The 24,826-nt window shown below is 38.4% G+C and carries 21 protein-coding genes and 1 pseudogene; 17 read left to right on the top strand and 5 right to left on the bottom strand.

Annotated elements, in window-relative coordinates:
- Positions 1-176: 176 nt before the first annotated feature.
- From HMPREF0851_RS08185 to HMPREF0851_RS08165, 5 genes are all read left to right on the top strand, one after another.
- On the top strand, positions 177-4,916 hold the full coding sequence (locus tag HMPREF0851_RS08185; RefSeq protein ID WP_000502034.1) for a S8 family serine peptidase: 4,740 nt from the start codon (positions 177-179) through the stop codon (positions 4,914-4,916).
- Positions 4,917-5,199: 283 nt separating this feature from the next.
- Complete coding sequence (locus HMPREF0851_RS08180) at positions 5,200-5,571, top strand: GFA family protein (protein WP_000912011.1); 372 nt, start codon at positions 5,200-5,202, stop codon at positions 5,569-5,571.
- A gap of 557 nt (positions 5,572-6,128) precedes the next feature.
- On the top strand, positions 6,129-7,046 hold the full coding sequence (glyQ, locus tag HMPREF0851_RS08175) for a glycine--tRNA ligase subunit alpha (protein WP_000038736.1): 918 nt from the start codon (positions 6,129-6,131) through the stop codon (positions 7,044-7,046).
- A 211-nt stretch (positions 7,047-7,257) separates the two neighbouring features.
- Positions 7,258-9,294, top strand: coding sequence for a glycine--tRNA ligase subunit beta (gene glyS / locus HMPREF0851_RS08170; protein WP_000164796.1), 2,037 nt, complete (start codon positions 7,258-7,260; stop codon positions 9,292-9,294).
- Between the two features lie 41 nt (positions 9,295-9,335).
- Complete coding sequence (locus HMPREF0851_RS08165; protein WP_000372163.1) at positions 9,336-9,593, top strand: DUF896 family protein; 258 nt, start codon at positions 9,336-9,338, stop codon at positions 9,591-9,593.
- 218 nt (positions 9,594-9,811) lie between these two features.
- On the opposite strand, the gene HMPREF0851_RS08160 is transcribed toward HMPREF0851_RS08165, so the two are convergent.
- The 3 genes from HMPREF0851_RS08160 to HMPREF0851_RS08150 all read right to left on the bottom strand — a co-directional run bounded on the left by HMPREF0851_RS08160 (position 9,812) and on the right by HMPREF0851_RS08150 (position 12,665).
- Entirely contained in the window at positions 9,812-11,056 is a 1,245-nt protein-coding gene (locus tag HMPREF0851_RS08160; RefSeq protein ID WP_000673660.1) for an NAD(P)H-dependent oxidoreductase, read from the bottom strand.
- Between the two features lie 18 nt (positions 11,057-11,074).
- Complete coding sequence (locus HMPREF0851_RS08155; protein ID WP_000915949.1) at positions 11,075-11,680, bottom strand: NADPH-dependent FMN reductase; 606 nt, start codon at positions 11,678-11,680, stop codon at positions 11,075-11,077.
- Positions 11,681-11,741: 61 nt separating this feature from the next.
- Positions 11,742-12,665, bottom strand: coding sequence for an FAD:protein FMN transferase (locus tag HMPREF0851_RS08150; RefSeq protein ID WP_001131401.1), 924 nt, complete (start codon positions 12,663-12,665; stop codon positions 11,742-11,744).
- Positions 12,666-12,972: 307 nt separating this feature from the next.
- On the opposite strand from HMPREF0851_RS08150, the gene nox reads away from it, so the two are divergent.
- The 5 genes from nox to HMPREF0851_RS08125 all read left to right on the top strand — a co-directional run bounded on the left by nox (position 12,973) and on the right by HMPREF0851_RS08125 (position 18,726).
- Entirely contained in the window at positions 12,973-14,352 is a 1,380-nt protein-coding gene (gene nox, locus HMPREF0851_RS08145) for a H2O-forming NADH oxidase (protein WP_000036781.1), read from the top strand.
- A gap of 303 nt (positions 14,353-14,655) precedes the next feature.
- A complete protein-coding gene (pdxS, locus tag HMPREF0851_RS08140; RefSeq protein ID WP_000138517.1) occupies positions 14,656-15,531 on the top strand; it encodes a pyridoxal 5'-phosphate synthase lyase subunit PdxS in 876 nt (291 codons plus the stop codon).
- Complete coding sequence (pdxT, locus tag HMPREF0851_RS08135; RefSeq protein ID WP_000689967.1) at positions 15,532-16,113, top strand: pyridoxal 5'-phosphate synthase glutaminase subunit PdxT; 582 nt, start codon at positions 15,532-15,534, stop codon at positions 16,111-16,113.
- Between the two features lie 547 nt (positions 16,114-16,660).
- Entirely contained in the window at positions 16,661-17,392 is a 732-nt protein-coding gene (locus HMPREF0851_RS08130; protein WP_000247940.1) for an ABC transporter ATP-binding protein, read from the top strand.
- Between the two features lie 17 nt (positions 17,393-17,409).
- Positions 17,410-18,726 carry a hypothetical protein gene (locus HMPREF0851_RS08125; protein WP_000915991.1) on the top strand — a complete coding sequence of 439 codons (1,317 nt, stop codon included), beginning with the start codon at positions 17,410-17,412 and terminating at the stop codon, positions 18,724-18,726.
- 352 nt (positions 18,727-19,078) lie between these two features.
- Here HMPREF0851_RS08125 and trhA read toward each other — a convergent pair whose 3' ends face one another.
- Both trhA and HMPREF0851_RS08115 read right to left on the bottom strand, forming a co-directional pair.
- Positions 19,079-19,726, bottom strand: coding sequence for a PAQR family membrane homeostasis protein TrhA (trhA, locus tag HMPREF0851_RS08120; RefSeq protein WP_001097979.1), 648 nt, complete (start codon positions 19,724-19,726; stop codon positions 19,079-19,081).
- Positions 19,723-20,169 (bottom strand): DUF1836 domain-containing protein, encoded by a 447-nt coding sequence (locus tag HMPREF0851_RS08115; protein ID WP_000858724.1) that lies wholly within the window; start codon positions 20,167-20,169, stop codon positions 19,723-19,725. Before HMPREF0851_RS08115 ends, trhA begins: the two co-directional genes overlap by 4 nt.
- Before the next feature lie 134 nt (positions 20,170-20,303).
- On the opposite strand from HMPREF0851_RS08115, the gene HMPREF0851_RS08110 reads away from it, so the two are divergent.
- The 7 genes and pseudogenes from HMPREF0851_RS08110 (at position 20,304) to trxB (ending at position 24,657) form a co-directional block, all read left to right on the top strand.
- Positions 20,304-20,798 (top strand): GNAT family N-acetyltransferase, encoded by a 495-nt coding sequence (locus HMPREF0851_RS08110; protein WP_000405837.1) that lies wholly within the window; start codon positions 20,304-20,306, stop codon positions 20,796-20,798.
- Positions 20,798-21,307, top strand: coding sequence for a methylated-DNA--[protein]-cysteine S-methyltransferase (locus HMPREF0851_RS08105; RefSeq protein WP_001170335.1), 510 nt, complete (start codon positions 20,798-20,800; stop codon positions 21,305-21,307). Before HMPREF0851_RS08110 ends, HMPREF0851_RS08105 begins: the two co-directional genes overlap by 1 nt.
- A gap of 12 nt (positions 21,308-21,319) precedes the next feature.
- Positions 21,320-21,677 (top strand): annotated as a pseudogene (locus tag HMPREF0851_RS08100) (arsenate reductase family protein).
- A 157-nt stretch (positions 21,678-21,834) separates the two neighbouring features.
- Positions 21,835-22,635: an amino acid ABC transporter permease gene (locus HMPREF0851_RS08095; RefSeq protein WP_001103451.1), complete on the top strand. Its 801-nt coding sequence runs from the start codon at positions 21,835-21,837 to the stop codon at positions 22,633-22,635.
- Positions 22,635-23,378, top strand: coding sequence for an amino acid ABC transporter ATP-binding protein (locus tag HMPREF0851_RS08090; RefSeq protein WP_000590982.1), 744 nt, complete (start codon positions 22,635-22,637; stop codon positions 23,376-23,378). Before HMPREF0851_RS08095 ends, HMPREF0851_RS08090 begins: the two co-directional genes overlap by 1 nt.
- A gap of 77 nt (positions 23,379-23,455) precedes the next feature.
- Positions 23,456-23,680: a DUF4059 family protein gene (locus HMPREF0851_RS08085; RefSeq protein WP_000926599.1), complete on the top strand. Its 225-nt coding sequence runs from the start codon at positions 23,456-23,458 to the stop codon at positions 23,678-23,680.
- A gap of 65 nt (positions 23,681-23,745) precedes the next feature.
- Entirely contained in the window at positions 23,746-24,657 is a 912-nt protein-coding gene (gene trxB / locus HMPREF0851_RS08080) for a thioredoxin-disulfide reductase (RefSeq protein WP_000272295.1), read from the top strand.
- Positions 24,658-24,826 lie beyond the last annotated feature (169 nt).

Genomic DNA, 24,826 nt, shown 5'->3' with positions numbered 1-24,826 from the left:
TAGTAAGTAATTTTTCAATAAAGAAATTTAGTCTTGTATCACTCAAGGCTAATTTTTTATGTTTAAATCGTATGATATGATTAATATTACAATCTTGTTACAAAATATGTTTTTGATAGAATTTTCTGATAATTTAGGATATAATACTTTTAATTTAAATAAAAAGGAGTGATTTTATGGGAGATTGCAAAGATTTTTGTCATAAAAAGTACCAAGTAGCAACGATTTTTCTGCTAACGGTCTTTGCATTCGGATTTGCTTTCGCACAGGTTAGTGCCGATGAGGGAAAATTTGAAGCATCCAATCAAGTTACACATGCGGTAATAACAAATAAATTAGATGATTCAAATAAGCTCGCACCGTCAGTCACGGCTGACAAGAATGCTCTAGATTCTTCTTCAAAGGAAAAAACAGAAGTGACAGAGTCATTAAAACAAGATGATTCTATAGAATATAGAGATAATAAGTCAGACAAGAATGTAATCACACAGAAAGAAAAGACTGCTATAAAAAGTGAAGAGAAGAAGGAAGAATCAGCAGTAAAAAGCAGTTCTTCTTCCGAAAGTTCACAATCACAGTCCTTATCTCAAAGTGGGCATAAAGAAAAGCCAAATAGTATCTCTAGTAATGAAATGATTACTGTCCCTAAAACCTGGGAAGCAGGACACAAAGGGCAAGGAACTGTAGTCGCTGTTATAGATTCAGGCCTTGATTTGAATCATGAAGTTCTGCGTATTTCTGATCCGTCAAAGGCGAAATTTAAAAATCAGAATGATATCGAAAAAGCTAAAAAGGCTGCTGGTATTGACTATGGGAAATGGTATAGTGATAAGGTAGTATATGCTTATGATTACTTTGATGGAACAGATAATATAAAAGAGGCTGAAAAAGAGTCTCATGGAATGCACGTTACTGGTATTGTAGCTGGAAATCCAGTTAATAAAGCTCCAAATTCTGAGAAGGTATATGGAGTTGCACCAGAAGCTCAAATAATGTTTATGAGAGTTTTTTCAGACAGAGATAAAACTACAGCCTCTGCCCTCTATGTAAAAGCTATTGATGATGCAGTTGCGTTAGGTGCAGATGTGATCAATATGAGTTTGGGTGCAGGTGCGGGTTCAACGATAGATGCAGGTTCAGATATCATTGCTGCAGTAAAAAGAGCACGCGCTAAAGGAGTATCTGTTGTTATTGCTGCTGGTAATAGTAATACTTTCGGTAGAGGTTTTTCACAACCATTGGCAGCAAATCCTGATTATGGTCTCGTCGGAAATCCCTCTACAGTGGAAGATTCAATTTCTGTTGCTTCGATTAATAATAAAATTCTAACTACTGAAGTCTTTGAAGTAAAAGGTTTAGAAAATGACGCTACCCTTGATTATGGTAAGTTTGATTTTAATAGACCTGAAACAGAAAAAGATTTTGAAAAAGGGAAAGAATACGAATATGTAGCAGCGGGTATTGGTCGTGAAGAAGATTTTGCTAATATTGATGTAAGAGGCAAGTTAGCACTGATTCAACGTGGTAAAATCCATTTCTCTGATAAGATTAAAAATGCTCTTCAACACGGTGCAGCTGGAGTTTTAATTTATAACAATGTTGAAGGTGCAAATGTTAGTATGTCTGTTACAGGTGATGCTAAGAAAATCCCATCTGTCTTTATTTCAAAACATTATGGTGAAATTCTTAAGTCTGGTCAGTATAAAATTGTCTTTAATCACAAGATGGATAATCGTAAATCAGACGTTGCAGACCAATTGTCAGATTTTTCAAGTTGGGGAGTTACAACAGATGGACAATTGAAACCAGATGTTACTGCACCTGGTGGAAATATCTATTCATCATTTAACGACAATAGCTATGGAAGTATCAGTGGAACAAGTATGGCGGCCCCTCATGTAGCTGGTGTCGCAGTATTAGTCAAAGAATATTTAGCAAAGAAACATCCTGAATTATCAGCTAGTCAAATTTCAGAGATTGTAAAAGCTTTAATTATGTCTACTGCAAAACCACATTTTAATAAACAAACTGGAGCCTATACTTCTCCACGTCAGCAAGGTGCTGGTGTAGTTGACACGATGGCGGCAACAAGCACAGATTTATTTGTAACAGGTGCAAATAACTATCCAAGTGTTACTCTTGGCAATGTTGGTGATAAATTTACCTTTGAAGTTACAATTCATAATATTTCGGATAAAGACCAAACATTGAAGATGATTGTAAATACAAATACGGACGAAGTTGAAGAAGGGAAATTCACTCTCCGTCCACGAAAACTAACTGAAACAGTTTGGCCTGAAGTAACTGTGAAAGCTCATAGTACGAAGACAGTAACAGTTAGTGTAGATACAAGTAAGTTTACTGAAGAACTTAGCAAAATAATGCCAAATGGTTATTTTCTAGAAGGATTTGTTAGATTTGTCAATCCTGCAGATGATAGCCCTGTTATTGGGTTGCCATTTATGGGATTTAAGGGAGAATTCCAAAATCTACCTGCAATTGAAAAACCAATTTATCAATTGATTAAGGAAGGAAACAGTGGATTTTACTCTGAAATTGATAAAGATAATCCAGGAATTTCACCTTCAGACGATGCAACTTATTTAACAAGTTCTGAAAATGATGTAAATGTTTTAAAAGCAGAGCGTCAAGGAAATCGAGTGACTGTACTTGGAATGAAACAAGATGCCGAAGGGAAATACCATCTTCAGTTAGATGAAAAGGGTAATGTTCGCCTTGCTATCTCGCCGAACGATGATGGTAATAAAGATTCTGTTCAATTTAAAACTCTTGTCTATAGAAACTTGGTAAATCTTCGTGCGACTGTTTATGATTCTTCGGATACAACACACAGTCAGCCTATTTGGCAAAGTCGTCCAACAGACCTTGTAAAAAATTATTTTGATGGCGATACTAGAAATCCAAGAAGTTACATTGTAGATAAAACAGCTTGGGGAGGACAGGATTCTAATGGAAATCGAGTCTCTGATGGAATTTATGACTATGTTATTAGTTATAAGCCAGATGTCCCTGGATCTGAAGAACAATACACAACATTTAAAATTCAAATCGATACACAAAAACCTCTGATTACTTCGGGATATATTCGTTCTCAAAAAGATCAAGAACAATTTATAGCTCGCAAACCTCAGGATGTAGGAAATGGCGGAATTCTTCTAGAAAAAGTCTTTTATATTCGTCCTTCTGAAAATAGAGAGGCGACAGATTCAGAAATCGAACAGTATCAAATTATCAAACAAAATGAAGATGGTAGTTATACACTTCCTAAGAACGTTGATAAATCGAAAATCTTCTATTATGTAGAAGACTTTGCGGGAAATGTAGATTTTATATCTCTCAAAGATCTTGTAGGTGAAGAAAATAGTGGTCGTGTAAAAATTGCTATACTAAACAATAAAACCAATGATGAGATTGATACAACTTATGTTTATCGCATTAAAAATAGCGAAGGTCAATATGTAACTGTTGATAAGTCAAAAGATATTAATTTCTTGAAATTTGGGCATTATGTTGCAGAAATTTTTAGCTATGACCGTACAGAGTTGAAATTTGTGAGTGCCCTATCTAAGGAATTTGATTTAACGAAAGAAAATAGTTTTCAAACTATTACCTTCTTGGCTAACAAAATGAAATATGCCCCAGTAACGGTTGGATTTAATCAAGCTGTTCCTGGAACTACAACGATTACTTTAGTAGGTGAAGATGGTCAGAGTCAAGTCTTGCCAGCTGAAACATATGGTAAACATTCTTATGGTAAGAAAGTAGTTACTGGTGAGTATAAAGTTCTTGTAAATCTATCAAACGGTTATGAATTACTTGATAATCTTCAACCATTTAAAGTTCTGTTTGGTAAAAATAATGTTTTGTCACTTTCAGTTGTTTCTAAGTTAGCTCTGATTGCAGCTTTAAATAAACAAATGGAAGTAGTTAAAACTCCGAGATATTATAATACAAAACAGAAGTTAAAAGAGATTTTTGATCAAAGTGTCAAAGATGCGCAACTAGCATTGGGAAGTAAACTTAACCAAGATAAAATTGACCAAATTGTTAAGGCTTTAGAGTCTGCTATGCAAACATTGGATGGTAAGGAATCTGATATCACATCATTGAAGAATGCCATTAAAGCATATGCTGAGACAGTTAAAAAAGGTAAATATATAAATTCTGATCAAGAACGCAAAGGTCAATATGATCGTGAATTCAAACTCTTGGCATTATTAATTACAAAAGATTTGATAACTCAAGATGAAATCGACCGTCTATTGACCGCTTTCTTGAAAGCACAAGACCAGCTGAATGGGAAAGAAACAGATTTCATGAGCCTAAAAAATGTTATCGTGGATGAAGTGAAGTTCCAAGACAAAGATCCAAGATTTTTGACAGCTAGCAAAGAGGAGAAGGATGCATATAATCTTATTTTCAACAAAGCTAAGTTACTTTTGGAAAATACAGAAGCTAGTCAAGAAGAAATTAATGCTGTAATTAATGCTCTAAAAGAGACGGCTGTAAAACTGAAGGCTAATAAAGTAGAGATTCCAACTAAACCAGTTGTACCAGTTAAGGCAGTTAATCCAGCTAAACAAGTTGCATCGATTAAGCCAGTTTCTCAAGTGCAACCTGTTAAATTAGTAAGTCACAATAGACAAGTCTCAACTATTAAGCCTTCAATTAGCAATGATAAAATTGAGAAAACTCCATCAATTATAGAAGCTAATCATGAGAATAAAACACTAGCTGGAAGTGGTCAACAAGTGCTTTTAGCTACAGTCAACAAAGAAGGAAAACAATTACCAGCCACTGGTGAGAATAACATGATTTCTATTATTCTAAGTATTTCTGGAATTTCTCTTTTATTGTCAGTTATTGGACTTGCAGCTTTTTCAAAAAGTGAGTAGAGAATACTATACATCTTTCAATAGTTTTTGATTTACAGTATGTTACAATTCTGATATAATAGTCAGCAGGAAAGAAAGTCTTATAGCGTTCTTCAAGCGAGCTTGGGATAGTGGGAGCCAAGTAGGGCAAAATAAAGTGCTGGCGCTTTCTGTCGTATTTTCAAAAACAATGAAGTAATAAATTAGGGTGGAACCGCGTTTCTGACGCCCCTAGTCGCAAGGCTCGGGTGTTGAAATTCGGTTCTTTTTGAATTCGTCTAATGCCTAAGTAGAAAGGAGCATAATGCTTAAAGGATCTTGTTTATGTAAAGCAGTGACTTACACTCTAGATGAGGAATTATCGGAATTAGTTTTTTGTCATTGCTCATTTTGTCGGAAAGCAACTGCGTCTGCCTATACAGTTAATGCTAAAGTTAGCAGTGAAAAGCTAGTATTGCATGGGAAAGAAAAACTTGTTTCCTATAGTTCTTCTCCAGGAAAACAGCGTTATTACTGCCAGAACTGTCATAGTCAAATTTTCACTACTCAAGAAAATATACCAGAAGTCTGTGCTTTGAAATTAGGTACAATAGATGAATGCGATCAGAATTTACAAACTGTTCCCAAACGTCATATTTTTCAGGACTCAGCTTTTTCTTGGTTGCTTGATAAATAAAGCTAAAAAGATAATATAAATTAAAGGAGAAAATAATGTCTAAAAAATTGACTTTCCACTGCGTCAGTGGCAGAAACCTCCTTACAGTCGGGCTGCCCTACGCTCAGCACTAGAGTGCCTGAGCTAGACGCAGTACTAACTCGTCTTGCCTCGTATGATCGACGAGGCAGACTCGTGTCGCAAGTAATTTATAAAAAAGGAGAAAATAATGTCTAAAAAATTGACTTTCCACTGCGTCAGTGGCAGAAACCTCCTTACAGTCGGACTGCCCCACGCTCAGTACCATGGTGCTGAACTAGAAGCAGTACTAACTCGTCTTGCCTCGTATAATCGACGAGGCAGACTCGTGTCGCAAAAAATCATTTTTTATTAAGGAGTATTCAATGTCTAAGAAATTAACATTTCACTGCGTCAGTGGCAGAGACCTCCTTACAGTCGGGCTGCCCCACTCTCAGCACTAGAGTGCCTGAGCTAGACGCAGTACTAACTCGTCTTGCCTCGTATGATCGACGAGGCAGACTCGTGTCGCAAGTAATTTATAGAAAAAGGAGTAAACAATGTCTAAGAAATTAACATTTCAAGAAATTATTTTGACTTTGCAACAATTTTGGAATGACCAAGGTTGTATGCTTATGCAGGCTTATGACAATGAAAAAGGTGCGGGAACCATGAGTCCTTACACTTTCCTTCGTGCTATCGGACCTGAGCCATGGAATGCAGCTTATGTAGAGCCATCACGTCGTCCTGCTGACGGTCGTTACGGAGAAAATCCTAACCGTCTTTACCAACACCACCAATTCCAGGTTGTCATGAAGCCATCTCCATCAAATATCCAAGAACTTTACCTTGAGTCTTTGGAAAAATTGGGAATCAATCCTTTGGAACACGATATTCGTTTCGTTGAGGACAACTGGGAAAACCCATCAACTGGTTCAGCTGGTCTTGGTTGGGAAGTTTGGCTTGATGGTATGGAAATTACTCAGTTCACATATTTCCAACAAGTAGGTGGATTGGCAACTGGCCCTGTGACTGCGGAAGTTACCTATGGTTTGGAACGCTTGGCTTCTTACATCCAAGAGGTTGACTCTGTTTACGATATTGAGTGGGCTGATGGTGTAAAATACGGAGAAATCTTCATCCAGCCTGAGTACGAGCATTCAAAATATTCATTTGAAATTTCTGATCAAGAAATGTTGCTTGAAAACTTTGATAAGTTTGAAAAAGAAGCTGGTCGTGCCTTGGAAGAAGGATTGGTGCACCCTGCCTATGACTATGTTCTCAAATGTTCACATACCTTTAACCTGCTTGATGCGCGTGGTGCCGTATCTGTAACAGAGCGCGCAGGCTATATCGCTCGTATTCGTAACCTAGCCCGTGTCGTAGCCAAAACCTTTGTCGCAGAACGCAAACGACTAGGCTACCCACTTTTAGATGAAGAAACAAGAGCTAAACTCTTAGCAGAAGACGCAGAATAAAGAGAGTGACAAATTACGAAAATGGGCGAACAGAGTGAGCCCTGAGCCAGTTGCCGCAGTGATGAAGGTATCCTTAGTGAAGCTAAGGATACTAGGCAAAATTGGAGACTTTTGGCTCCAATTTTAGCAATGAAACAACGAAGTTGGTTGCTTGCGTGCCAATCACATAAGGCAAACTGGAAAATAAAAAGATACTTTTCGGAGAAAAAACATGACAAAAAACTTATTAGTAGAACTCGGTCTTGAAGAATTACCAGCCTATGTTGTCACACCAAGTGAAAAACAACTAGGCGAAAAAATGACAGCCTTCCTCAAGGAAAACCGCCTGTCTTTTGAAGCTATTCAAACCTTCTCAACACCACGTCGTTTGGCTGTTCGTGTGACTGATTTAGCAGACAAACAGTCTGATTTGACAGAAGATTTCAAGGGTCCAGCAAAGAAAATTGCCTTGGATAGTGATGGAAACTTCACCAAAGCAGCTCAAGGATTTGTCCGTGGAAAAGGCTTGACGGTTGAAGATATCGAATTCCGTGAAATCAAGGGTGAAGAATATGTCTATGTCACTAAGGAAGAAGTTGGTCAAGCAGTTGAAGCCATTGTTCCTGGTGTTGTGGATGTCTTGAAGTCACTGACTTTCCCTGTCAGCATGCACTGGGCTGGAAATAGCTTTGAGTACATTCGCCCTGTTCACACTTTGACTGTTCTTTTAGATGAAGAAGAGTTTGACTTGGATTTCCTTGATATCAAGGGAGGTCGTGTGAGCCGTGGTCATCGTTTCTTGGGGAAAGAAACCAAAATTCAGTCAGCATTGAGCTATGAAGAAGATCTTCGTGCACAATTTGTAATAGCAGATCCACGTGAACGTGAGCAAATGATTGTTGACCAAATCAAGGAAATTGAGGCAAAACATGGTGTACGTATCGAAATTGATGCGGATTTGCTGAATGAAGTCTTGAACTTGGTTGAATACCCAACTGCCTTTATGGGAAGTTTTGATGCCAAATATCTTGAAGTTCCAGAAGAAGTCTTGGTGACTTCAATGAAGGAACACCAACGTTACTTTGTCGTCCGTGATCAAGATGGCAAACTCTTGCCAAACTTTATTTCTGTCCGTAACGGAAATGCAGAGCATTTGAAAAATGTCATCAAAGGAAATGAAAAAGTTTTGGTAGCTCGTTTGGAAGACGGTGAATTCTTCTGGCGTGAAGACCAAAAATTGGTGATTTCAGATCTTGTTGAAAAATTAAACAATGTCACCTTCCATGAGAAAATTGGTTCCCTTCGTGAACACATGATTCGTACTGGTCAGATTGCTATTCTCTTGGCAGAAAAAGCAGGCTTGTCAGCGGATGAAACGATTGACCTAGCCCGTGCAGCAGCCATTTACAAGTTTGACTTGTTGACAGGTATGGTTGGTGAATTTGACGAGCTCCAAGGAATTATGGGTGAGAAATATGCCCTTCTTGCTGGGGAAACTCCAGCGGTGGCAGCTGCTATTCGTGAACACTACATGCCGACATCAGCTGAAGGGGAACTTCCAGAGAGCAAGGTTGGAGCCATTCTTGCTATTGCAGACAAATTGGATACGATTTTGAGTTTCTTCTCAGTAGGTTTGATTCCATCAGGTTCAAATGACCCTTATGCCCTTCGTCGCGCGACTCAAGGTGTGGTTCGTATCTTGGATGCCTTTGGTTGGCACATTGCTATGGATGAGCTGATTGATAGTCTTTATGCTTTGAAATTCAACAGCTTGACTTATGAAAATAAGGCAGAAGTGATGGACTTTATCAAGGCTCGTGTTGATAAAATGATGGGTTCAACTCCAAAAGATATTAAGGAAGCCGTTCTTGTAGGATCAAACTTTGTTGTGGCAGATATGTTGGAAGCAGCAAGTGCCCTCGTAGAAGCAAGCAAGGAAGAAAACTTCAAACCATCAGTTGAATCACTTTCTCGTGCCTTTAATTTGGCTGAGAAGGCAGAAGGAGTGGCTACAGTTGATTCAGCTCTCTTTGAAAATGACCATGAAAAATCCTTGGCTGAAGCAGTAGATACACTTGTTTTATCAGGTACTGCCAGTCAGCAATTGAAACAACTCTTTGCTCTTAGCCCAGTCATTGATGCATTCTTTGAGAATACCATGGTAATGGCAGAAGATCAGGCTGTCCGTCAAAATCGTTTGGCTATCTTGTCTCATTTAACTCAAAAAGCAGCTAAACTTGCACGTTTTAACCAAATCAATACCAAATAAAATCTGTTAAACGGACTTTATCTTATCACAAAGGAGAAGAAATGGATCAGAAAAAAATTGATCGTATCAACGAGCTTGCTAAAAAGAAAAAAGCAGAAGGCTTGACACCAGAAGAAAAAGTGGAACAAGCTAAACTACGTGAGGAGTACATCGAAGGTTATCGTCGCTCTGTTCGTCACCACATTGAGGGAATCAAAATTGTGGATGAAGAAGGAAACGATGTTACACCAGAAAAACTACGCCAAGTCCAACGTGAAAAAGGTTTACATGGTCGTAGTCTCGATGACCCAAATTCATAATAATACTCTTCGAAAATCAAATTCAAACCACATCAGCTTCACCTTGCCGTACTTAAGTACAGCCTGCGGCTAGCTTCCTAGTTTGCTCTTTGATTTTCATTGAGTATAAGTATTCTTTCTTTTAACAAAGATAGGTGAAATAATAATCAAAAGACTAGCAGTTTGTGTCTGCTAGTCTTTTGTCACGAAAAAAGGAACCAAGATGGTTCCTAAAGTTATTAGTTACTTGCACCAGATGTAGCGTCTGCGCCACCACCGTGGCCTCCAGCATCACCTGCATCAGAAGCTCCAGATGTAGCATCTGCATCGCCGTGACCGTGTCCACCAGCAGGAGCTGCAGCATTTCCACCGACTAGACGTTGACCAGTTGTATTGAGGTACCAGTCAAGCCATGGTTGGAAATTAAAGATAATCTCATTAATTCCAGCATATGAACCATCTGGGTAGTACATTGCTTGGTAATTATGGGTATTAATAACACCTTCAGGTGTTCCCGGCACAATTGTACGGACATATTCTTGATCTCCGTTACGCAATACGCCGACAACCCATTCAACGTTTTTCATTCTAGAATCTGGCAATGTACCGTGTACTGTTCCTAATCTATTTCCTGATTGAGCACGTACACGTTTACCAAACATTGTATCTGGGTCTTGGTGTGCATTATTAAAGTACAAGAATTGATTGTTATCATCTGCAAATGTCAATTCAAATGGCATTGCTTTCAAGAACATATCAATTTGGTTAACTGTCAAGATACCGTGGTCTAATTTAACGTAAGTATCTCCAGAAACAGCTCCAACAAGCTCAGCAGCTTTTTCTACCCATTCAGGATCATCAGGGTCAACTCCTTGAATGGTAGTTGCGATTGGATTTGTACAATATAAATCTTCTGGTGCGATTGGTTTTGGTTTTTTCAATTTTGAAACGACTCCCACATATTTCACAAAGTTGTCTAAACATGTTTCAAGGAAATTAATAGTTCCTTCATTTGTGATATTCCCATTAACATCAAAGGCTTCTTTAGCTTTACCGAGAAGGAATTCATTTCCTGGAAGAGTATAGGCATTGACACCTGGAGCGTCAAGAATCTTACGAAGGTGAACTTGGGCACGAGAAGTACCTTGGTCGTAGTAAGAAGCACCCACAATCATGACTGGTTTATTTTCAAATGGATGAACTTCGTATGAAAGCCATTCAAGAACAGATTTTAGGGAAGCTGAGATTGTGTGGTTGTGCTCAGGAGTAGCGATGATAACACCATCAGCACGAGTAATTTTGTTATATAAATAACGTAATTGGAAACTTTCGTCCCATTTTTCGTCTTGGTTAAACATTGGAACTTCGTCAATTTCAAGAACTTCTAATTCAAATTTGAGTTTGAAGTGACGGCGGATGAATTCCAAGAGTTTACGGTTATATGATTGATCGTAGTTTGATCCTACAAGTCCAACAAATTTCATTCTTTTTGGTCTCCTATCTTACAAATTTTCCCAGTCAAAGTCTTCAGCATCTTTGCGAAGTAGTTCTTGTGCGTTACGCAATTTTTCTGTGATTTTTACAAAGATACGGAAGTCGTCAAAAGTAGCATCCAGTTTTTTGATAACATCAAGATCTACTAGGTCTCCACTTGGGGTGAAGGCTTGAAGAGAATGTGAAAGCAAGAATTCATCTGGAAGGACACTTGCTTTAATTTCTGGAGCATTCAAGATTTGGCGAAGTTGTAATTGGGCACGTGATGAACCAAGCGTACCATATGAAGCACCTGTAATCATGATTGGTTTATTCAAAAGTGGGTAGATACCATAAGACAACCAAGCAAGAGCGCTCATCAAAACAGCTGGGATAGAGTGGTCATACTCAGGAGTACCGATAATAACGCCATCTGCCTCTTCAATTTTAGCAGCTATTTCTAGAATTTCAGCAGGTACGTTCTTGTCTGCTGGTTTGTTGAAGACAGGAATGTCTTTAATTTCAACAAGTTCAATTTCAGCTTTTTCAGCAAAGTGTTTTTGCATGTATTGAAGCAATTGGCGGTTTGTAGAACGTTTTGAATTTGTTCCAACAATAGCAATAAGTTTTAACATGAGATTTCCTTTCTCTTTTTACATAATACGATTTTAAAACTCCATTGAAACAGTTGTGTTTCTATAGAGTAGGAATTCCTGAAGAACAGCTTAGGTGACCTTCCTTATCGATGAGGATAGCTTCGATGCCCTCCAAACTTTCGACTTGCCAGAGGATAGAAGCAGGTCTTTCTCCAAATAGACGAGTTGTCCAGATTTCACCATCGACTGATTTATCAGAGATGATTGTCAAACTAGCTAGTTCCGTTTCAACAGGATATCCTGTTTGGCTGTCAAAAATATGATGGTAGTCTTTTCCATCAACTGTCAGGTGACGTTCATAAATGCCTGAAGTCACGACAGATTGATTGACAACGGGGATTGTCATTAAGTGATTTCCCCGAGGATTAGCTGGATCTTGGATTCCGATTTGCCAAGGTTGATTATCTCTTGACTGATTTTTTCCAATGGTCAGGATATTCCCTCCTAGATTGATCAAGGCAGATGTCACTCCCTCTTCTCTAAGAAATTGGGCAACCTTATCCGCACTATAACCCTTGGCTAAACAACCAAGATCGATCTTCATTCCTTTATGTTTCAAGAACACAGTGGAAACAGAAGAATCTAACTCGATAGAATGAGGATTGATTAAAGGTAGCACTGATTCAATTTCTTGAGGTTGGGCAACTTTAGCATCTGAAAAACCGATGCGCCAGGTTTGAATTAAGGGGCCAATGCTGATATTGAGATGGCTAGAGGGAGCTAGGCTATGCTCTAAGCCAAGTGAAATTAGTTCAAACAGGTCGGGATGAACCTTGACTGGAGCTATTCCAGCTTGATGATTGATTTCCATCAACTCAGATTCCGTACTATTGGCATTGAAGCGGTATTCGAGCTCTTTGAGTAAATCAAAGGATTTTTGAAGCAAGCTATCGGCTCGCTCATCCACTAATGAAATAGTGATAGTAGTCCCCATTAGCCGTTCGGAATGTGAACTAAGAGGCAATCTATCAACTCCTTTCTCTTATGAAAAGAAGATTGAAATATTGTAAATTTATACTAAATTTAATCCCTTACATTTTCTTTCCATAATACTAGCATACCATAAAGTCAGCGTTTTCACAAATAAAATTTGTAAACTTGTCAAGAAATATGCTCAGAAATAAAGAGTAATTGTAAGAAAGGCTGATAAAATACAGATTATTTACATTTTTTTACAAAAAAATCGGGAAAGTCAGCAAAACTCTTGTAAACGCTAACAGTAAATGTTATACTAGAAGAGTAAATTTAAAATTGAAGGTAGGAATTTTTCTATGAGTAAAATCGTTGTAGTTGGTGCTAACCACGCTGGTACAGCATGTATTAATACTATGTTGGATAATTTTGGCAATGAGAACGAAATCGTTGTATTTGACCAAAACTCTAACATCTCTTTCCTAGGATGTGGAATGGCCCTGTGGATTGGTGAACAAATCGACGGTGCTGAGGGCTTGTTCTATTCTGATAAAGAAAAATTGGAAGCTAAAGGTGCTAAGGTCTACATGAACTCACCAGTTCTTTCAATCGACTACGACAACAAAGTTGTTACAGCAGAAGTTGAAGGAAAAGAGCACAAAGAATCATACGAAAAATTGATTTTCGCTACAGGCTCTACACCAATCTTGCCACCAATCGAAGGTGTTGAAATTGTTAAAGGAAACCGCGAATTTAAGGCAACTCTTGAAAACGTACAATTCGTGAAATTGTACCAAAATGCTGAAGAAGTTATCAATAAGCTTGCTGATAAGAGTCAGCACCTTGACCGTATCGCCGTTGTAGGTGGTGGTTACATCGGTGTTGAACTTGCTGAAGCCTTTGAACGTCTTGGAAAAGAAGTTGTTCTTGTTGATATCGTTGATACTGTCTTGAACGGTTACTATGACAAAGACTTCACACAAATGATGGCGAAGAACTTGGAAGACCACAACATCCGCTTGGCTCTTGGTCAAACTGTTAAAGCAATCGAAGGTGACGGTAAAGTTGAACGCTTGATTACTGATAAAGAAACTTTCGATGTGGACATGGTTATCCTTGCGGTTGGTTTCCGTCCAAACACAGCCCTTGCTGATGGTAAGATTGAACTCTTCCGCAACGGTGCCTTCCTTGTAGACAAGAAACAAGAAACATCACTCCCAGGTGTATTTGCTGTTGGTGACTGTGCAACTGTCTATGACAACGCTCGTAAAGATACAAGCTACATCGCCCTTGCTTCCAATGCTGTTCGTACTGGTATCGTTGGTGCCTACAATGCTTGTGGCCATGAATTGGAAGGAATCGGTGTTCAAGGTTCAAACGGTATCTCAATCTATGGTCTTCACATGGTTTCAACTGGTTTGACTCTTGAAAAAGCAAAAGCTGCAGGTTACAATGCGACTGAAACAGGCTTTAACGATCTTCAAAAACCAGAATTCATGAAACATGATAACCATGAAGTAGCCATCAAGATTGTCTTTGACAAAGATAGTCGTGAAATTCTTGGTGCCCAAATGGTTTCACATGATATTGCAATTAGCATGGGAATCCACATGTTCTCACTTGCTATCCAAGAGCATGTGACAATTGATAAATTGGCATTGACAGACCTCTTCTTCTTGCCACACTTCAACAAACCATACAACTACATCACAATGGCTGCCCTTACAGCTGAAAAATAAAATTTGATGAACTATCTGGCCTTAGGTTAAGGTCAGATAGTTTTTTAGTTATACTCTTCTAAAATCTCTTCAAACCACGTCAGCTTCGCCTTACCGTAGGTATGGGTACTGACTTCGTCAGTTCTATCTGCAACCTCAAAGCAGTGCTATGAGCAACCTGCGGCTAGCTTCCTAGTTTGCTGTTTGATTTTCATTGAGTATCAATCTGTACCCACACAATTATCCTTTTTTTATCTTGTGATTCCTTCTAATCTGACTTAAAATGAAATGGTAGCTACCAATACAAATAATGAGGATAAAGAAATGACTGAAAATCGTTATGAATTAAATAAAAACTTGGCGCAGATGCTCAAGGGCGGTGTTATCATGGATGTTCAAAATCCTGAACAGGCCCGTATTGCAGAGGCTGCTGGTGCGGCAGCTGTTATGGCCTTGGAGCGGATTCCAGCTGATATTCGTGCAGCTGGTGGTGTTTCCCGTATGAGTGATCCAAAGATGATTAAGGAAATTCAAGAAGCGGTTAGTATTCCAGTGATGGCCAAGGTTAGAATCGGGCATTTTGTTGAAGCTCAGATTTTAGAGGCTATTGAAATTGACTATATCGATGAGAGTGAAGTTTTATCTCCGGCTGACGATCGTTTCCATGTGGACAAGAAAGAATTTCAAGTACCTTTTGTCTGTGGAGCTAAGGATTTGGGTGAAGCCTTGCGCCGTATCGCTGAAGGTGCTTCTATGATTCGTACAAAAGGAGAACCAGGTACAGGAGATATCGTCCAAGCTGTTCGTCATATGCGTATGATGAATCAGGAAATTCGTCGCATTCAAAACCTACGTGAGGACGAACTTTATGTTGCTGCCAAGGATTTGCAAGTCCCTGTAGAATTGGTTCAATATGTCCATGAACATGGAAAATTGCCAGTTGTAAACTTTGCGGCCGGAGGCGTTGCAACGCCAGCAGATGCTGCGCTTATGATGCAATTAGGGGCAGAGGGTGTCTTTGTCGGTTCAGGTATTTTCAAGTCAGGAGATCCTGTTAAACGAGCGAGCGCCATTGTTAAGGCTGTGACTAACTTCCGTAATCCTCAAATACTAGCTCAAATCTCTGAAGATTTAGGAGAAGCCATGGTTGGTATTAATGAAAATGAAATCCAAATTCTCATGGCTGAGCGAGGAAAATAGATGAAAATCGGAATATTGGCCTTGCAAGGTGCCTTTGTAGAACATGCAAAAGTGCTAGATCAATTAGGAGTCGCTAGTGTTGAAATCAGAAATCTAGAGGATTTTCAGCAAGAACAGAGTGACTTGTCGGGTTTGATTTTACCTGGAGGAGAGTCTACAACCATGGGCAAGCTCTTACGAGATCAGAACATGCTGATTCCCATTCAAGAAGCCATTCTATCTGGCTTACCAGCCTTTGGAACCTGTGCGGGTTTAATTTTGCTGGCTAAGGAAATCGCTTCTCAAGAAGAGAGTCATCTAGGAACTATGGATATGGTGGTCGAGCGCAATGCCTATGGGCGTCAATTAGGAAGTTTCTATACTGAGGCAGAATGTAAGGGAGTAGGTCAGATTCCAATGACCTTTATCCGTGGTCCAATTATCAGTAGTGTTGGAGAAAATGTAGAAATTCTAGCAACAGTGGACAATCAAATCGTTGCAGCCCAAGAAAAAAATATGTTGGTGACATCTTTTCATCCAGAGTTGACTGATGATGTGCGCTTGCACCAGTACTTTATCGAAATGTGTAAAGAAAAAAGATAGTAAAAAATCACTTCCTGTGCTATAGTAATTGAAATTTTTTTAGTTTTTGCGTTAGAACTGTTTCCTCAGTCCTAGCGCCTTTTCTTTTTGATAAGTCTGCTTGGTGGAGAGTAGTTTGTAAACGATTCTGAGAATCTTATGAGCACAAGCAATGACTGCTTTCATCTTGTTTCCTCTTTGGGAAATTCAATTGTAAAACTCTAAGCAGGCTCTGCTTGCTTAGAGTTTTACATATGCTACTATTTTCGTTATAGCTAACTTTAATTCTCATTTATTAAGTATACCTAAGTTTTATGTTTAAATTTTGTATAGAGTAGCTGTACCTCTTAACAAAGCTATGTTTACGCTTTCAATCAAGCCTCGTTTATGATACTATTATGGTAATAGAAAAAATTCTTAGTTCACTAAAGAACTTTATTCGAAATCCAGAGGAAATAGAAATTTTATCCATTAAAAATACGTTTCATAAGTTACTTACTTAATATTAATAGAATTCCAATATTGTATAATTAAATCAAAGATGACACTGGAATCAGGAGGATTTATTATGGTTAATAATGTAGCTGTTAAAGTCTCAAACCTTTCAAAAGAATTTTTGTTAGGGCAAGACAAAACTGTTTCTATTTTGAAAGATGTTTCTTTATCTGTCAATTATGGGGAATTTGTATCAATACTTGGTGTCAGTGGTTCTGGAAAGTCTACTTTGCTAAGTTGCTTATCAAGTTTATCTGAACCAACAAGTGGCGAAGTTGTTATCAATGGTGTAAATCCATATACCTTAAAAGAAGGGAAGCTTGCTGAATTTAGAAGGCAAGATATTGCAATTATTTTTCAAAACTATAATCTGGTCCCCGCTCTACCTGTACTAGAAAATGTTACACTTCCTCTGAGACTATCAGGAAAGAGTGTTGATAGCAATAAAGTAAAAAAAATGTTGGATAGTTTGAATTTTAAAGCAGAACTATCATCATTAGTTGTTACCTTATCAGGTGGAGAACAGCAAAAAGTGGCTATTACTCGTGCAATAATAGCTGATAGTAAAATTATTTTTGCTGATGAGCCAACAGGAGCTCTGGACAGCGTCTCAAGAAAACTTATTTTTGAAACACTTCGTAATTTAGCGAGTCAAGGAAAATGTGTTTTTATGGTCACTCATGATATTGAGTTGGCTTCAAAAACTGACAGAGCACTCATTTTAAAAGACGGAAAAATATCTCGACAAATTATTAAACCTTCAGCTGATGAGCTCTACCAAGCACTTGAAAGTAGTAAAGATTAATTTGAGGAGGATTTATTATGCTAAAATTAATCATTTACCAATTTCAGTACTCAAAAAGACAATGGTTAGGAACAATACCATTACTATTTGTATCTAGCCTGATTGTTGGAACATCCTTATTTGGTATTGCTAGTTCAATAAAGACTGCTAATATTAACGCTTCACAACTTTTTCAAATGCTAATAATTTTTGGCGGGACTACTCTATTTTTCCTTATTTCAAATAATATAAGACTGCTAATAGATATCTTTAAAAAGGATTACCAATTATGGGCTATCTTAGGCGCAAGCAGAACTCAGCTATCTTTATTAGTATCTGGACAGTTTTATTTAATGGCAGTGATTGTTAGTAGTATTGGTACAATACTTTCATTTATCATGGCAGATAGTTACTACAAATTTTTACAAAATTTATTAGGAAGAGATGAGTTACCTGATTTAGTTATTACAGCTAACATTCAATCAATTTTATTGAGTGTTTTTATAGTCCCAACAATTGTCGGGATAGGGGCTTACTTTTATTCAAGTCGAATACTTAAAATATCATCAATATTAAAACCAAAAAAGAAAAAAAGAAAAGTTACAGTAACTAGATTTGTTAACATCTCTGTTCGTTTATTCCTATGGTTACTATGTATAGGTGCTATTGTTTCAGCAGGTTTTATCAGAAACAAAGAAATAATTGAAAAACAGTCAAGCATAATATTATTTTTATTAATTATTCACATTCTTATTATTCAATCACTGTCTCCATCAATTCAAATGTTTCTAATAAAATTTTTAATGAGGATATTTCCAACTGAAAATTATGTAATTAATACAGGCTTTTGGAATCTACTATCCAATCCTAGCTATTTGAAAAGTATACAAACTTCAATGAGCATGGGAGTAACTCTCATTTCTGGGTTTATTCTTTACACCCAAAATATGTATTCATTCATGAATACAGCAAACGGAGTAAACGAAGCAAGAGCTTCCTTTATTGCTTATATGTCTGCACCAATTATTCTGATTATTACTAGTTCTATTTCTCTTACAATTTTATCTTCTAATAAAGATATTGAGGACATTAAACAGTTAAAGACACTGGGAGTGTCAAGATTACAACTTTTTAAAATACGTATAGGTGAGGCAATAATACATTCGGTGTTAATTTTATTAGTGTCAGTAATTTTCAATTTAATTATTTTAATTTTAGTTAGCGTTATTGGCCAATTTTTAGGCCGTAGTTTAGTAGATATATCAGGTTTCTGGCAACCGAGTCTTATAGTTATTTCTTTGTTAGTTATTTTTTATAGTATTACAAAGGGATTTTATTTATTTCAAGATAGATAAATTGGAATAGTTACTGAACCAAAAAGAACACACTTATTGACATTGAAACCAAAGCCATACTAAAACTAAAAGGCAAGGATAAAAACTTTGTCTTTTTTTATTTGAAAAAACAGTAAAAAAGCGCAAAAAATCATTTCCTGTGCTATACTGTAGTTGAAATTTTTTTAATTTGGGCGTTAGAACTGTTTCTTCAGTCCTAGCGCCTTTTCTTTTTGATAAGTCTACTTGGTGGAGAGTAGTTTGTAAATGATTCTGAGAATTTTATGAACACAAGCAATGACTGCTTTCATATTGCTTCCTCTTTGGGAAATTCGTTTGTAAAACTCTAAGCAGGCTCTGCCTACTGAGAGTTTTACATGTAATAAACAATAGCAATGTATTGGAGGGCAGATGCTGCTAGGATAAAGAGATGCCAAATCATGTGGAAATAAGGTTTTTTCTTGGCATAAAATCCAGCTCCAACTGTATAACAGAGTCCGCCAGTTACCATGAGACTCCAGAAAATGGGTGTTGTTTGACTGATAATGGCAGGAATGATAGTCAGAACCAACCAGCCCATAATCAGGTAAAGAGCAAGGCTAAATTTCTCATTGACTTTTTTAGCAAAGATTTTATAGAGAATACCAAAGATGGTCGTTCCCCATTGGATGGCAATAATCAGATAGCCAAACCAGTTATTCATTAAGGTTAAGACGACTGGTGTATAAGACCCTGCGATAGCCACATAAATCATCGAATGGTCGATGATTCTCAAGACATATTTATGGGTCGAACCATAGGCCATAGAGTGATAAATGGTGGATGATAGAAACATGAGAAAGAGACTAATAACGAAAATGGAAACGCCGATAGAGGATAAAAATCCGTGTGCCTCATAACTATAGGTGGATGAAATAGGCAGTAAGATGAGCATGATGATTGCACCCACAGCATGGGTCACACTATTAGCAATCTCCTCTCCAAAACTGAGTTGTTTGCTGAGTTTAAGACTGGTGTTCATTGGATTACCTCCTCTTGAGTATGATGGATTAAGTCTAGAGTTTGATGATAGAGTTTAACGGTTTGGCAGCTGGTTTGGATAATGGGGTTAGCTGGATCAATTCCTTGGTTCATGTAGTCCACAAAAGCATCGTAGAGTTGGTCTGAACTTGCTTGAGTTTGGAGAGTATTAAGTGTCTGTGCTATTTCTTGAATCGAAAATACAGACTTGAGGGTTGTGATAGCAATCAAACGGGCAATTTGTTGGCGTTGGTATTTTTTCTTGTCAGGCTTTGTCAGGTAACCATGTTTGACATAATTGTTGACCATAGATGCTGTCAGGCCCTTGTCTTTATCAGGAGAAATAGGGGCGCAGACCTGATTGACATAGAGTAAAACCTGGTCCAGATAGAGGTCAATGTTTGGAATTTCTGCCCATTTTGGGTAGGAAAAGGTAGTTTTCATTTTCAACTCCTTTTTATCTGGTTTTAATAACTAGATTATAAAATAATAAAAACAGAAAGTCAAGTTTTAACTGCTTGTAGAAAGACTTAAATTATGCTATGATGGGAGAAACTAGTCAGAAATGAGGAGAAAAGATGGAGATTCGTTTAGCTTTTCCAAATGAAGTAGATGCCATCATGCAGGTGATGGAAGATGCTAAGAAATGTTTAGCAGAAGCAGGTAGTGACCAGTGGCAAAATGGCTATCCAAATGCTGATATTGTTATTGAAGATATTATCTCGGGTCAAGCCTACGTAGCCTTGGAAGAAGGAGAACTACTAGCTTATGCAGCTGTGACCAAGAGTCCAGAGGCAGCCTATGAAGCCATTTATGAGGGAAACTGGCAAGCTGGAGAGTCAGAATACATAGTCTTTCACCGTATTGCTGTGGCAGCAGATGTGCAGGGACAAGGAGTTGCTCAAACCTTCTTAGAGGGCTTGATTGAAGGATTTGATTATCTAGATTTTCGCTCAGATACGCATGCTGAAAACAAAGCTATGCAACATATTTTTGAAAAACTCGGTTTTAAACATGTTGGTAAGGTTCCAGTTGATGGCGAACGCTTGGCCTATCAAAAATTGAAGAAATAATGCAAAAGAAGTACGCAAAAATGCTCTATTCTTCGCCGATTGGCTCCCTTTCTCTCGTAGCTGATGACCATTATTTGTATGGCATTTGGGTGCAGGAGCAGAAGCATTTTGAGAGGGGGATAGGAGATGAAACAATAGAAGAAGTTGTTAGTCATCCTATTTTAGACCCCGTTATTGCTTGCTTAGATGCTTACTTTAAAGGCAAGCCTCAGGATTTATCCAACTTGCCCTTGGCGCCAATCGGAACGGATTTTGAAAAGCAAGTTTGGTCCTATTTACAGGGAATTCCTTATGGTCAGACAGTGACCTATGGACAAATTGCTCAAGACCTGCAAGTGGCTTCTGCTCAAGCAATTGGTGGAGCAGTGGGACGCAATCCTTGGTCTATCCTAGTACCTTGTCACCGTGTGCTGGGAGCTGGCAAGCGTCTGACAGGGTATGCTGCAGGAGTGGAAAAGAAAGCTTGGCTCTTGGAGCATGAAGGTGCAGATTTTAAAGATATAAAATAGAAAGTAAAATATATGTTAGAATTTATCGAATACCCAAAATGTTCAACTTGTAAAAAAAGCAAAACAAGAATTAAACCAACTCGGTGTGGACTACAAAGCTGTTCACATCGTGGAAGAAACACCTAGTCAAGAAGTCATTTTAAACTGGCTAGAGACCTCAGGTTTCGAGTTGAAGCAATTTTTCAACACCAGTGGAATCAAATACCGTGAATTAGGACTGAAAGATAAGGTAGGAAGTCTGTCAAACCAAGAAGCAGCTGAGTTGCTAGCAAGTGACGGTATGTTGTTAAAACGACCCATTTTAGTAGAAAATGGAACTGTTAAGCAAATCGGTTATCGAAAAGCTTATGAAGAATTGGGATTGAAATAGTTTTTATCTATCTCTTTGATAGATAAAATATATAACCTCCCTGTTTCAAAGTATGATAAACTAGTAGGTAGACAAAGTCTGTATCTGACCGTAGCAAATAATTTCATTGACGGCAGAAGTATGGTAGAATGAATCATTATCAGGAGAGGATGTTTTTATGAATGTTACAACGATTTTAGCATCAGATTGGTACCAAAACTTGATGCAATTGATTCCGGATGGCAAGCTGTTTAGCCTGCGTTCGGTCTTTGATGGAATCCCAAGAATTGTCCAACAACTTCCAACAACGATTATGTTGACCATTGGTGGTGCCCTTTTTGGCTTGGTTTTGGCGCTTCTTTTTGCCATTGTGAAAATCAATCGTGTCAAGATTTTATACCCCTTGCAGGCCTTCTTTGTTAGTTTCTTAAAAGGGACACCGATTTTAGTGCAACTCATGTTGACCTACTACGGAATCCCTTTGGCTTTGAAAGCCCTCAATCAGCAATGGGGTACTGGTCTCAATATCAATGCTATTCCAGCGGCTGTTTTTGCGATTGTAGCCTTTGCCTTTAATGAGGCAGCTTATGCTAGTGAAACCATTCGTGCAGCCATTCTCTCAGTCAATCCTGGTGAGATTGAGGCGGCACGCAGTCTGGGTATGACCCGAGCGCAAGTTTATCGTCGCGTGATTATTCCAAATGCAGCGGTGGTGGCTACTCCAACCTTAATCAATTCCCTCATTGGCTTGACTAAGGGAACATCTCTAGCCTTTAGTGCGGGTGTTGTGGAAGTTTTTGCCCAAGCTCAGATTTTAGGTGGGGCTGATTACCGCTATTTTGAACGCTTTATCTCCGTTGCCCTTGTTTATTGGGTAGTCAATATTGGAATTGAAAGCCTCGGTCGTTTCATCGAGAGAAAAATGGCTATTTCTGCACCTGATACAGTGCAAACAGATGTGAAAGGAGACCTTCGTTAATGATTAAGATTTCGAATTTAAGTAAATCCTTTTCAGGACAGACTGTCTTGGATCATCTGAACTTGGATATTCAAAAAGGGGAAGTTGTAGCCTTGATTGGTTCTTCAGGAGCTGGAAAATCAACCTTCCTTCGTAGTCTCAATTATCTTGAAACACCTGACAGTGGCTCTATTCAGATTGATGATTTCTCAGTTGATTTTTCGAAAATCACTCAAGAAGAAATCCTTGCTCTACGTCGTAAGCTGTCTATGGTTTTCCAACAGTTTAATTTGTTTGAACGCCGCACAGCACTTGATAATGTGAAAGAAGGCTTGGTTGTTGTCAAGAAATTATCTGACCAAGAAGCGACTAAGATTGCCAAGGAAGAGTTGGCTAAGGTTGGGCTTTCTGATCGTGAAAACCATTATCCTAGACATTTATCAGGTGGACAGAAGCAACGGGTTGCCCTAGCGCGTGCGCTTGCTATGAAACCAGATGTCTTGCTCTTAGACGAACCAACTTCAGCTCTTGACCCAGAATTGGTCGGAGAAGTAGAAAAGTCTATCGCAGATGCTGCTAAGTCAGGTCAAACCATGATTTTGGTCAGTCATGACATGTCCTTTGTAGCTCAAGTTGCGGATAAGATTCTCTTCTTAGATAAGGGGAAAATCATTGAGTCTGGAACACCGGATGAGATTATCCACCATCCTAAAGAAGAGCGGACAAAAGAATTCTTCGCTAGTTACAAACGGACTTATATTTGATATAATAGATAAAGAAAAACTCAGTTAGCTGGACTAGCTGAGTTTACTCTTTAAAAAAGATAGAAATGAGAGAAATCATGCTACTGCAACTATTTTCTTTATATTTCGAGAGTTTGATCTTGACCACCATCCTCGTCCTGATTTTTTTAGGGATTTGGATTGGACTAAGAGCCATGTCGGGAGTTGATAAGACAGCCAAGGCTCGCCAAGCCCATCTCTATGATATGATTATGATTGGTGTCTTGGTTGTTCCAGTATTATCCTTTGCGGTTATGAGTTTAATTCTTGTTTTCAAGGCATAATCCTTGCATGATTGACAAGAAAGAGTTAGAATAAAGATAGTTACAACAAGAAAGAAGGAATCTATATGTACGATACTATTATTATCGGTGCTGGACCTGCAGGGATGACTGCGGCCTTGTATGCTGCTCGAAGCAATTTGAAAGTAGCCTTGATTGAAGGTGGTCTGCCAGGTGGTCAGATGAATAATACATCTGATATCGAAAATTACCCAGGGTACGCTAATATCAGTGGGCCAGAATTGGCAGAAAAGATGTTTGAACCGCTTGAAAATCTTGGTGTTGAGCACATTTATGGTTATGTTGAAAATGTCGAAGACCATGGTGATTTTAAGAAAGTGATGACTGACGACCAAACATATGAAACACGTACAGTTATCGTAGCGACTGGCTCTAAACATCGTCCTTTGGGAGTACCTGGAGAAGAAGAACTGAACAGTCGAGGTGTTTCTTATTGTGCCGTTTGTGATGGTGCTTTCTTCCGTGACCAAGATTTGTTGGTAGTTGGTGGTGGAGATTCAGCTGTCGAAGAAGCTATCTTCTTGACTCGCTTTGCCAAGACTGTTACCATTGTTCACCGTCGTGACCAACTTCGTGCTCAAAAGCTTTTACAAGACCGCGCCTTTGCGAATGAGAAAATCAGCTTTATCTGGGATTCTGTAGTCAAGGAAATCAAGGGTGAAAACCGAGTAGAATCTGTCGTCTTTGAAAATGTGAAAACAGGTCAAGTGACAGAGCAAGCCTTCGGTGGTGTCTTTATCTATGTTGGTTTGGATCCTCTTAGCGATTTTGTTAAAGAATTGAATATCCAAGATCAGGCTGGTTGGATTGTGACAGATAACCACATGAAAACTGCAGTTGATGGTATCTTTGCGGTTGGAGATGTTCGCTTGAAAGACCTTCGCCAAGTTACAACAGCAGTTGGAGATGGCGCTATCGCTGGTCAAGAAGCTTACAAGTTTATCACCGAACATAGTTAATACACTTCGAAAATCTCTTCAAACCACGTCAGCTTCCATCTGCAACCTCAAAACAGTGTTTTGAGCTGACTTCGTCAGTCTTATCTACAACCTCAAAGCAGTGCTTTGAGTTGTCTACGGCTAGCTTCCTAGTTTGCTCTTTGATTTTCATTGAGTATAATCATAAAAA

Source organism: Streptococcus sp. M334 (genome assembly GCF_000187745.1).
In the GTDB taxonomy this organism is placed as follows: Bacteria; Bacillota; Bacilli; order Lactobacillales; family Streptococcaceae; genus Streptococcus.
Note: the sequence above shows the minus strand (reverse complement) of the source record. Positions and strands in the feature narration are given on the sequence as shown.